Origin of the sequence: Claveliimonas sp. (genome assembly GCF_037273965.1) — a bacterium.
Classification (GTDB): domain Bacteria; phylum Bacillota; class Clostridia; order Lachnospirales; family Lachnospiraceae; genus Claveliimonas; species Claveliimonas bilis.
Genome location: NZ_JAYAZJ010000027.1, coordinates 1 through 9,780, shown reverse-complemented (window position 1 = coordinate 9,780; position 9,780 = coordinate 1). Strand labels below are relative to the sequence as shown.

General features: G+C 43.9%; 9 protein-coding genes and 1 riboswitch. Of the genes, 2 read left to right on the top strand and 7 right to left on the bottom strand.

Going from position 1 to position 9,780, the window contains the following annotated elements; translation table 11 throughout:
* Window positions 1–422 (bottom strand): hypothetical protein (locus WJ238_RS00965; RefSeq protein ID WP_337605912.1); only part of this gene is annotated, 422 nt, incomplete at its 3' end.
* 97 nt (window positions 423–519) lie between these two features.
* Entirely contained in the window at window positions 520–1,119 is a 600-nt protein-coding gene (locus tag WJ238_RS00960; RefSeq protein ID WP_337605911.1) for a hypothetical protein, read from the bottom strand.
* A 249-nt stretch (window positions 1,120–1,368) separates the two neighbouring features.
* Here WJ238_RS00960 and WJ238_RS00955 point away from each other — a divergent pair, with 249 nt between their 5' ends.
* Window positions 1,369–1,896, top strand: coding sequence for a GNAT family N-acetyltransferase (locus WJ238_RS00955; RefSeq protein ID WP_337605910.1), 528 nt, complete (start codon window positions 1,369–1,371; stop codon window positions 1,894–1,896).
* A 103-nt stretch (window positions 1,897–1,999) separates the two neighbouring features.
* Here WJ238_RS00955 and WJ238_RS00950 read toward each other — a convergent pair whose 3' ends face one another.
* The 3 genes from WJ238_RS00950 to WJ238_RS00940 form a co-directional block, all read right to left on the bottom strand.
* Window positions 2,000–2,560, bottom strand: coding sequence for a chorismate mutase (locus tag WJ238_RS00950; protein ID WP_316265220.1), 561 nt, complete (start codon window positions 2,558–2,560; stop codon window positions 2,000–2,002).
* A gap of 55 nt (window positions 2,561–2,615) precedes the next feature.
* The gene (locus WJ238_RS00945) at window positions 2,616–3,878 is read right to left on the bottom strand and encodes an FAD-dependent oxidoreductase (RefSeq protein ID WP_230105458.1); all 1,263 of its coding nucleotides are present in this window, start codon (window positions 3,876–3,878) and stop codon (window positions 2,616–2,618) included.
* 108 nt (window positions 3,879–3,986) lie between these two features.
* On the bottom strand, window positions 3,987–5,450 hold the full coding sequence (locus tag WJ238_RS00940; protein WP_337605909.1) for an SLC13 family permease: 1,464 nt from the start codon (window positions 5,448–5,450) through the stop codon (window positions 3,987–3,989).
* Between the two features lie 155 nt (window positions 5,451–5,605).
* Between WJ238_RS00940 and WJ238_RS00935 the strand changes: the two genes are divergently transcribed.
* Window positions 5,606–6,517 (top strand): LysR family transcriptional regulator, encoded by a 912-nt coding sequence (locus WJ238_RS00935; protein WP_337605908.1) that lies wholly within the window; start codon window positions 5,606–5,608, stop codon window positions 6,515–6,517.
* Window positions 6,518–6,534: 17 nt separating this feature from the next.
* Here WJ238_RS00935 and WJ238_RS00930 read toward each other — a convergent pair whose 3' ends face one another.
* Window positions 6,535–8,109: a Na+/H+ antiporter NhaC family protein gene (locus tag WJ238_RS00930; RefSeq protein ID WP_524536977.1), complete on the bottom strand. Its 1,575-nt coding sequence runs from the start codon at window positions 8,107–8,109 to the stop codon at window positions 6,535–6,537.
* A gap of 234 nt (window positions 8,110–8,343) precedes the next feature.
* Window positions 8,344–8,515, bottom strand: a riboswitch (Lysine riboswitch).
* A 99-nt stretch (window positions 8,516–8,614) separates the two neighbouring features.
* A partial coding sequence (locus WJ238_RS00925) for a thiamine pyrophosphate-dependent enzyme (RefSeq protein ID WP_337605906.1) occupies window positions 8,615–9,780 on the bottom strand: 1,166 nt, incomplete at its 5' end.

Genomic DNA, 9,780 nt, shown 5'->3' with positions numbered 1-9,780 from the left:
ACATATTTTATCTCTATTGCAGTTACTTCAGGAAAAAAACTCACTGATGGAAACCAGGATAAATATGTATCAGTTGCACTCGCTGGATTATATGTCTTTCCATATTTATATAGCTTCCCAAACAAATAAATATAATTAGTTTGAACATAATCTTCAAAATATCCGTTTTGTAAATTTGTTATCAGTTGGTATTCTTTATCAAAAATTGACAGAATATCTTTTTGAATGATTCTAACGTCAAAGACTTTACCCTTTTGAGACGTTATAACAACTATATTTTCTTTGTTTTGACCTATGCGATAGTCAGCAAATATTGCTTCCGTTTGAGCAGAGTAATAATTTGTATTAAATAAATGCAAATTAAAAATGTAAAGAAAAAATGTTAAAGTAAATATAATTATAAAGAATTTAGTTACTTTCATTACCATTATCTCTTTCTAATAAAACATTTTATGCTCTGGCATATATAAGTGGAACGTCGCTATTATGCGACGTTCCGAAATATCCATCCACTAAAAATTAGTATCTGTACATAACTGTTTGATAATCATAGTTACCGGAAGTTATATTGACAGAAGGGCCTGATGGTGCCATACCTATTGATGCTCCAAGAATTTGATGCGCATAAGTATAATACATATTACAATGTTTTGAGCCTGCCGTAAATGCTATTTCTGGTTTTAATACTATGGATGCCGCTCCCCTATTAGTGCCTAGTTCCATAGTCCCTTCCCCTATACTCAAATACCATCCTAGCCCTCCATCGCTTGCAGTCGCAGGGGTTGTCACCTCATCAGCAATAGCTCCATAATCACCTAATTTATACATTGAACAGGCATATAGTTCTGTAGCATAAAACAAAGATGAATCGTAATTAAAAGTATGAGCATCTGTCATTTTCAGAATAGGATCGCTCAACCATTCATAGCAGGCATCAACATACACTGTTCCTACCTTGTTATTTTGATCGACCAAATTAATGGTATCAATCGTTAACAAAAGTTTAGCTGTGGAAATTTGTCCCCTTGTTAATGTATCATCATTTCCTTCTTGTATTTCTACAATTTCTGAAGTATATCCATCAAATTGTATATCTCCATTCATAAAAACAAATACCATCGGAACCACCCCCTGTCCTTTTTACCACCACGTTCAAAACTATATACCATCCGCGTTTAATAAGTTTCTATACTCATTTTAATTTGATGAACATATTCTGAAAATAAATGATTTATTGCATCAGGCAATTGATTCTTTCCTACATTATACAAGCGCAAAAAAAACAAAACAATTTACAAATATATTTCCAAAACTCTGCTTCACTATGGTATACTAAATTATAACTGTTTTATAAAGGGAGACCGTTTTATGATTACATTCAGACATTCTGCAACCGCCGATGTAAATGCAATGGACAAAATAATAAAGGACGCTGTCCGGGGGCTTGGAGCCCAGGGTATTCCGCAGTGGCAAAAAGGATATCCCAACCGGGAACTTCTCGTTTCTGATATTGGAAACGGGATCGGATATGTTCTGACAGACCATGACAGAGTAGTGGCTCTGTGCGCCGTCACCTTTGCAGAAGAGCCGGCCTATCTTCATATTTCCAACGGAAGCTGGCTGACAGGAGACAACGCATCTTACGCCACCATTCACCGTATGGCTGTCGATGCCGATCTTCGCGGAAAAGGATACGCTTCCCTGCTGTTTTCTTCTGTAGAAGATCTGGCTGTCCAAAAGGGTATGGAGAGTATCCGCATTGATACCCACGAGCAGAACCTGTCCATGCAAAAGGCGCTGGAAAAATCCGGCTTTATCCGCTGCGGCAATATTACGCTCTGCGGCGGACCGGAAGACGGCGATCCCCGGATCGCCTATGAAAAATTGTGCAGATAGCCACTCTGGAACAGAGTTTCCTGTCTAAACAAAAAAGGAAGGACTTTTAGCTTTCGCCTGGCAAATCCCGGCTGCAGCAAGAAAGTCCTTCCTCATTTTCATCTTATTTTATTCCCACGAGATGGAAGTTTTCCGCTTCCTTTCCAATCTGACAGAGAAGCCTTCTCATCTTCTCCTCTCTTAAATTTCCATCCAGCACTATGCGAATGTTCTGCACACCGTCCGCTGTTTCCAGGGACATGGCGTCAATCTCCACACCATTTAATTTTGTCATATTGATATACAGGTTCAGATCACTTGTATCTTTCGGACAGGTAAATGCAATCTCTACCTGGCTGTGAGACGCCGCTTCATCTATGCCTGCCTCCTTCTCGGCACTGCTTAAAACTTTATCCTGCATCCCGGTAAGGATCCCATACTGGTATCTTCTGCTGACGCTCATCAGATGGCGAAGGAATGCCACATACTCATCATAAACCTCTTTATCCACATCTCCTGCCCGCTTCTCAATGATGGACAGCTCTCTTTCCAGCACGAAAACGTCGCCGCCGGTTTTTGCCTTTGCTTCTGCTACCTGTTTTGCGCATTCCATTCTTTTTAAAAACAAAGGCTTCATCTGTGTATCTACTGCATCGATTTCCACGCGAATCTCATCTAATGTCATTTGATCACTCCTATTCTCTTATTGTCTTGTGTTTTCCGTCCTTATCTGCCGGGTTCTAAATGAGAGCTCCCTGTTTTACCAGCTCTTCCCTTATTTTCCTGATGTCCGCTTCTCCCTGCAAAGCCTGCACTGCCGCTGCCACGCCGGCGCCGTGCCCGGTTGCAAAGCAGGTTCCCATCACACGGACCGCCGCAAAGGCAGCCTCGTCCGCCGAGATCATTCTTCCCGCCCCATAGAGGTTTTCCACAGACTCACACTGAAGCGCGCCAAGAGGAATGTCAAACCAGCTTCCTTCTTTTACATCTATATAGGTTGCCATTTTGTCGGCGCTTTTATGGATTTCCGGCTTCCATCCGCCTCTTGCCACGCCGTCTTCACATTTCTTTCTGGAAAGCACATCGTCTGCTGTCAGCACTTTACGCCCTTTGATCCTACGGGTCTCCCGAAATCCGATAGAAGGCCCGATCACAGACAATTCACTGTTTTCCATTCCCGGAAGATATTTTTTCAACGCTTTCACATAGGAAAGTACCTGCTTTCTTGTCTCCTGCTCCATAGCGGTCATTTCCCGGCAGTCTAATGACTTTGGCATTACGCTTGGCAGGAGAACTGCCACCTGATCTGATCCCTCCCTTTTCAGGATAAATCCTTTTTCTTTGGAAAGATTCGGAATCCCTTCTTCTTTTGCCTTGATCACTGCTTTTTCCACGGCAGCCGGAGACAGATCACAGGAGGTGTCCACGCCGCTTAACCGGAACGGCAATGTCGCCGCCTGGACGGTGCCATCCTCTCCTCCCCAGATGGTCTCAGCTCCTGCCAGATGAGCCAGCGCCGCATCTCCCGTGGCATCCACAAATGTTTTTGCCTGAATGGAAAATGTCCCTTCATCATCCGTACATTCCAGCGCAGTCATCTGTCCGTTCTGCATCTTCACTCCAGTTACTCTTGTGTGAAGAAGACAGGTTACGCCTGCCTTTTCCAGTACATTATCCATTGCACATTTCAGATATTCAGGATGAAAATTAATATTTTTGTTTCCTGTTGCCGAAACAATATAGTTGATCGAAGAGGGATCCAGTTCTTCCATTTCTTTTAAGATCATCTCTCCAACTCCTGCTACCGCCTTAACCGGATCTCCCCCGCAGGTATAAAATCCGCAGAAAGCCGCCACGCCAGAGTGAGTAGCCTCCCCACCCGGATAGGGACTGCGCTCAATAAGAACTGTCTTTGCCCCTGCCAAAGCCGCACCTACCGCTGCTGCAGTTCCGGCTGTTCCGGCCCCTGCCACAGCTACGTCAAACTGATACTCTCGTTTCACTGATCTGTTCTCCTTTTCTTCTTAATTTACAGATATTTTATTTCCTGTTCAAAACAGCGGCAAAGCGGATTTTCACCCCTTATGCCGCTGTCAGATACATTCAGCTTATTATGAAATAAACAGTGATCCCAGAGGATATGCGATAAAGCTTAATACAAGAATGCCTGCTATCGCAAACAGTCCTCCCCAGATAAACATGGATTTTGTATCCGTCCATCCCGATCCGATCGCAACTGTATTTACTGTACTTTGTCCTGCCGGAGTCATATTGCAGATTGCTGCCGCAAATCCTACCATGCATACTACAACTCCCACATTGACACTTCCTTCCGGAAGAGCTGTAAGAACAGATAAAGCCACTGCGCTTACCACTGTTGTCGTAACAATGTTGGATGAGAAGTTTGTCTCAACAACCGCCCATGTCATGAAGAACAGGATCAGTCCGATCACCGGGAGATTTCCTGTCAGCGGTTCCAGCGCTCCTGTCAGCCATGCGCTGATTCCCACATCTTCGTTTGTCAGGCAGGAACCAAGCTGTGTCGCTGCCGCTGTCATCAGCACGCTTCCCCAGAGTACGCCTTTGCTTGCAGTTTCTCTGAAGTTCATAATGCTCTCGCCGTCTACGCGGATGACAAACAGAAGGATACATCCAAGAAGCGGAGGCATTGCCGTAGACCAGCCGTTTACTGTTTCATAGAACTGGGGCCATACGCCTTTTACAAGACTTGGTGCAACCCACAGAAGCACGGTAAGAAGCATAACACCAAGGATTACCTTCTCCTTGAAATCTGCTGCAGGCACCGTTCCTCTAAGGCTCATTGCCTTGTCCGGCTTGATGGTGTCTGCGTCATCCGGACGGTAAATAAATTTAAAGATTAAAATTAAAATAACAATCAGGATAATTCCTGTTGGGATTCCCATTGCCATATACTGGAACTGATTCACGTCATTTCCAGTGGCTGATGTGTAATATCCGATCGCCATAGTCGGCCATACATGTCCGATTGCAGTCATACCGGAAGAAAGGCTGATACAGAATGCAGTTCCCATCATGAGCACATTCGCAACCTTGCTTCCCTTTTTCAGTTCAAGCACCTGGAAAATATCTTCCAGGAACGGCATAAATGCTACAAACAATACAGATGGAGAAATGAACAGCCCCATAAAAGTAACTGCTGCAAGCAGGAAGCAGATAAAATACCATGGTCCCTTTCTTGCAATTCTGTTAGTAATAAAGTAAATAGTACAGCGTCGTACAAAATTGGTCTTAGAAAGCGGATATACCAGCATAAAGGTAAATAAAAGAAAGGCAACTGTCGTATTTCCGAATGCCCCTGCAAAAGTTCCTGAAAATCCGAAAATCGGAATCAAACCTAAAGCCAGAAGCGTGATCATACTCGGCCAGTCAATGGAAATGCCGATCCACATGATCAGTGATCCAAAAAATACGCCAAGCACCGCCCATGCGTCGCTGGACAACCCGGCCATCTCCGGCATAAACCGTGAACCTATGATGACAACAAGCGACAGGACTAAGAAAATGTTTGCTTTTGTGTTCTTTTTTGTCTGCATATCAATTCTCCTCTCATTCCTTTTACGCTTTATTTCTTTGAAGCGTTAAAACATTACATCATTAATATAATACAGTTATTGCCATTTGTAAACTATTGATATATTATAGTATCGATAGGATTTTCCTATATCATATATGAAAGGAGAACTGCCTTATGCAGCTTCAGCAAATGCGTTATGTTCTTGCAGCAGCAGAGAAAAAAAGTTTTTCCGCCGCTGCCAAAAGCCTTTTTATCTCCCAGCCATCCCTCTCCCAACAGATTGGAAATTTAGAGAAAGAACTTGGGATTCCACTTTTTATCCGGCATTCTAAATCCGTCACCCTGACAGATGCGGGCAAGCAATTTGTCATTCAGGCACAGCGTATCCTTAATCAGGTAGATCAGCTGTCTGATACCATGCAAAAATACAGTCTGCAGCAAAGCGGCACTCTGCGCATCGGCATGTTATGGATTGCCGGATATCTTGGCTTATCCGGTGTAATCACCGACTATCATAAGCTGTATCCTCACATCACCTATCATCTCAAGGTAGAAGGAAGTAATACGCTTCTGAAAATGCTGTCGGCCAGAGAAATCGACGCCGCCTTTGTCATCAGTTCCGATAATATACTGACAGAGGAGGATCTCTACTACCAGCAGTTAATGGACGACCGATATATGGTCATTTTATCTGCACAAAATCCTCTCGCTTCCAAATCCTCCCTGACAATACAGGATCTGAAGGAAGAAAAGATCATTATGCCCGCCAAAGCTTCCGCATTTCGCCAAAATATGGAACAGCTTTTTGCACAAAATAATATATCTCCCAGCGTTTTATGCGAAACAAGCCAGTCTGACCTTGTCATACAGCTTGCTTCACAAGGACTTGCCGTAGGATTTGCTTCCCGCTCCATTGCCCGGGAACTGCAAAATCCCCTGTGCTGCATCCTGCCGCTTAATCCCCGCATTTCCCGCCCCATTTACTATGTAACATTAAAGGAGCTTCTGGACTATCCGCCCATCCGCTCCTTTACTTCATTTGTAGAAAATCATCCTCTCTTTACAAGAGCATATGTCGAAAAATAGTATATGTGCCTGAATTGCTATTCCGCTTCTTTTCCAAATATTTTCCTGATTACCAGAAGTACTGCAACCATCAGCACGATTCCTGCCGGAAGCGCGATCCAGGCTGTCTGTACAAATCCGGCGATAATGTATACGAAAAAGGAAACCGCTGCAACTGTAATTGCATAAGGGAGCTGAGTCGTTACATGGTTCACATGGTTGCACTGTGCGCCTGCCGATGACATGATCGTTGTATCCGAAATCGGAGAACAATGATCACCGCACACTGCTCCAGCCATACATGCAGAAATGGAAATGATCATCATTGTCTCATTCTGCCCCTGGAATACAGAAACAACGATCGGAATCAGGATACCGAATGTTCCCCAGGATGTACCTGTGGCAAAAGCAAGTCCGCACCCTACCAGGAAGATGATGGCCGGAAGGAAATTCATAAATCCGGAAGCGCTGGATTTCACAAGCTCAGATACGAACACATCCGCTCCCAGACTGTCTGTCATTGCTTTCAGAGTCCATGCAAAAGTTAAAATCAGAATAGCCGGCACCATTGCTTTGAAACCTTCCGGAATACACGCCATGCATTCATTAAATTTGATGAGCCTTCGCGCTACATAAAAGATAATTGTAATAACAAAGGCAAAAAAGCTTCCAAGTACCAGTCCGACAGAAGCATCACTCTGCGAGAAGGATGTAACAAAATCTGTCCCGGAAAAGAATCCGCCTGTGTAGATCATACCGATAATGCAGAATACAATCAGCAAAATGATAGGAAGTACCAGATCAATAACCTTCCCTTTTCCCTCCACAATCTCTTTCTCCGCATCTGCATAAGGCCTGTCAGGTGTCGTATAAATATCGCCCTTGATCGCATTATCTTCATGCAGGCGCATCGGACCGTAATCCAGCTTCAGAAGAACAAGGCTAAACATCATAACAATGGTAAGCAGAGCATAAAAGTTATAGGGAATCGCACGAATAAAAATAGAAAATCCGTCTTCTCCCTCTACAAATCCTGTTACTGCTGCCGCCCAGGAAGAAATCGGCGCAATGATACACACCGGAGCTGCAGTAGCATCAATCAGATAAGACAGTTTTGCTCTTGATATTTTATGCTTATCTGTCACGGGACGCATAACACTTCCCACTGTCAGACAATTAAAATAGTCATCAATAAAAATCAAAATTCCCAGAAGAATTGTTGCACACTGTGCTCCCGCTCTGGATTTAATGTGCTTTTGAGCCCACTGTCCAAAGGCTGCCGAACCGCCAACTTTATTCATCATACATACCATAATTCCCAGGATAACCAGGAACACAATAATTCCCACATTATAACTGTCTGACAGAACAGATATAATGCCTCCCTGGAATACATGAGTTACAGTTCCTTCAAACGCAAACCCGGAATAAAATACTCCTCCGATCAAAATACCAATAAACAGGGAACTGTAAACCTCCTTTGTGATCAACGCCAGTACAATTGCCACAAGGGGCGGGATCAGCGACCAGAAAGTCGCGTACATAGCCGGCACATATTCCTCTGCTTCCTCCGCTGCAAATGCCAGCATAGGGCAACATGCCACAAGCAGCATTACTGTGGAGATCAGCCACAGGATTTTTCTCTTTGTCTCTCTCATAAAAATTTCCTCTCTCTCTTTTTGTAAAACAGATTTCCACTTCACGTGTATGCCTATTCCGCGAAGCGTTTTATCTAACAGGGAACAAAGTTTCCTATTAAATGAAAAAGCTATGAATAACGCTGTCTTGAGCGCATCCATAGCATAAATTGCCCTTCTTCGGACTTCTTATGTATATCAATTTCATTCAATAATGATAGCGCTCCACAGGTTGTGACAGTCCGCAGCATATTCTGCATACGGCCCAGGAAATCTGTCCGGGAAAACAAGATCTCCTTCGGCAATGTTCCCTTTCCACACAGTATGCATACCCGTGCTTCTATTCTGTGGTACTATTGAACACTGCACCTCTATCAGGTCTGATTATTCATACAATAAAGTTGTATCACCTTTGCCGGATAAAGTCAATAGAAAAAAGCGAACGCCGCATAAAATGCAGCGTCCGCTTTGCGTTTTTCTTTTATTCTTCTGTTCCGTACAGAGTAACAAGCTTTTTCAGATATGCATATCTTTCTTTTGCTTCTTCCTCGTTCTTTGCAAACATTACTTTTGCCTTCTCCGGATTGGATCTTACAAGTGAATTGTAACGAACTTCTCCGTTCAGGAAGTCCTGATATCCTTCCAGTTTTGGCTCTTTGCTGTCCAGAGTGAATTTCGCTCCCTCTGCAGCCGGGTTGAAGCGGAAGTTGTTCCAGTATCCGCATTCTACAGCCAGCTGTTCCTCTGTCTGAGCCTTGCTCATACCTTTCTTGATACCATGGTTGATACATGGAGCATAAGCAATGATCAGTGACGGTCCCGGATATGCCTCTGCCTCTGCGATTGCTTTTACAGTCTGGTTGTAATCAGCTCCCATAGCAATCTGTGCAACGTATACGTATCCGTAGCTCATTGCGATACCTGCAAGGTCTTTCTTCTTGGTATCTTTTCCGCCTGCTGCAAACTGTGCAACTGCACCTGTCTTTGTAGCCTTGGAGGACTGTCCGCCTGTGTTGGAGTAAACTTCTGTATCGAATACCATGATGTTGATATCCTTGCCGCTTGCAAGAACATGGTCAACACCACCGAATCCGATATCATAAGCCCATCCGTCTCCACCGAAGATCCACTGTGATTTCTTAGCAAGGAAGTCTTTGTTGTTTACGATATCTTTGCATACTTCACAGTCGCATCCTTCCAGCGCTTTTACAAGGTTGTCTGTTGCTGTTCCGTTTGTAGCGCCGCAGGAGAATGTATCAAGCCATTCTTTACATGCAGCTTTCACTTCATCAGAAGCTTTATCAGATTCCATTACGGACTCTACTTTAGTCTTAAGACCTGCTCTGATCGTGTTCTGTGCCAGCAGCATACCATAACCGAACTCTGCATTGTCTTCGAACAGGGAGTTGTCCCAAGCCGGTCCTTTGCCTTCCGGTGTTACGGTGTAAGGTGTGGACGGTGAGGAGTTACCCCAGATAGAAGAACATCCTGTTGCGTTTGCAATGTACATTCTGTCACCGAACAGCTGTGTGATCAGTTTTGCATATGGTGTCTCACCACATCCTGCACAAGCTCCGGAGAACTCAAGCAGAGGCTGTTTGAACTGAGAACCTTTTACTGTATTTTCTTTGAATTTTGCTACTACTT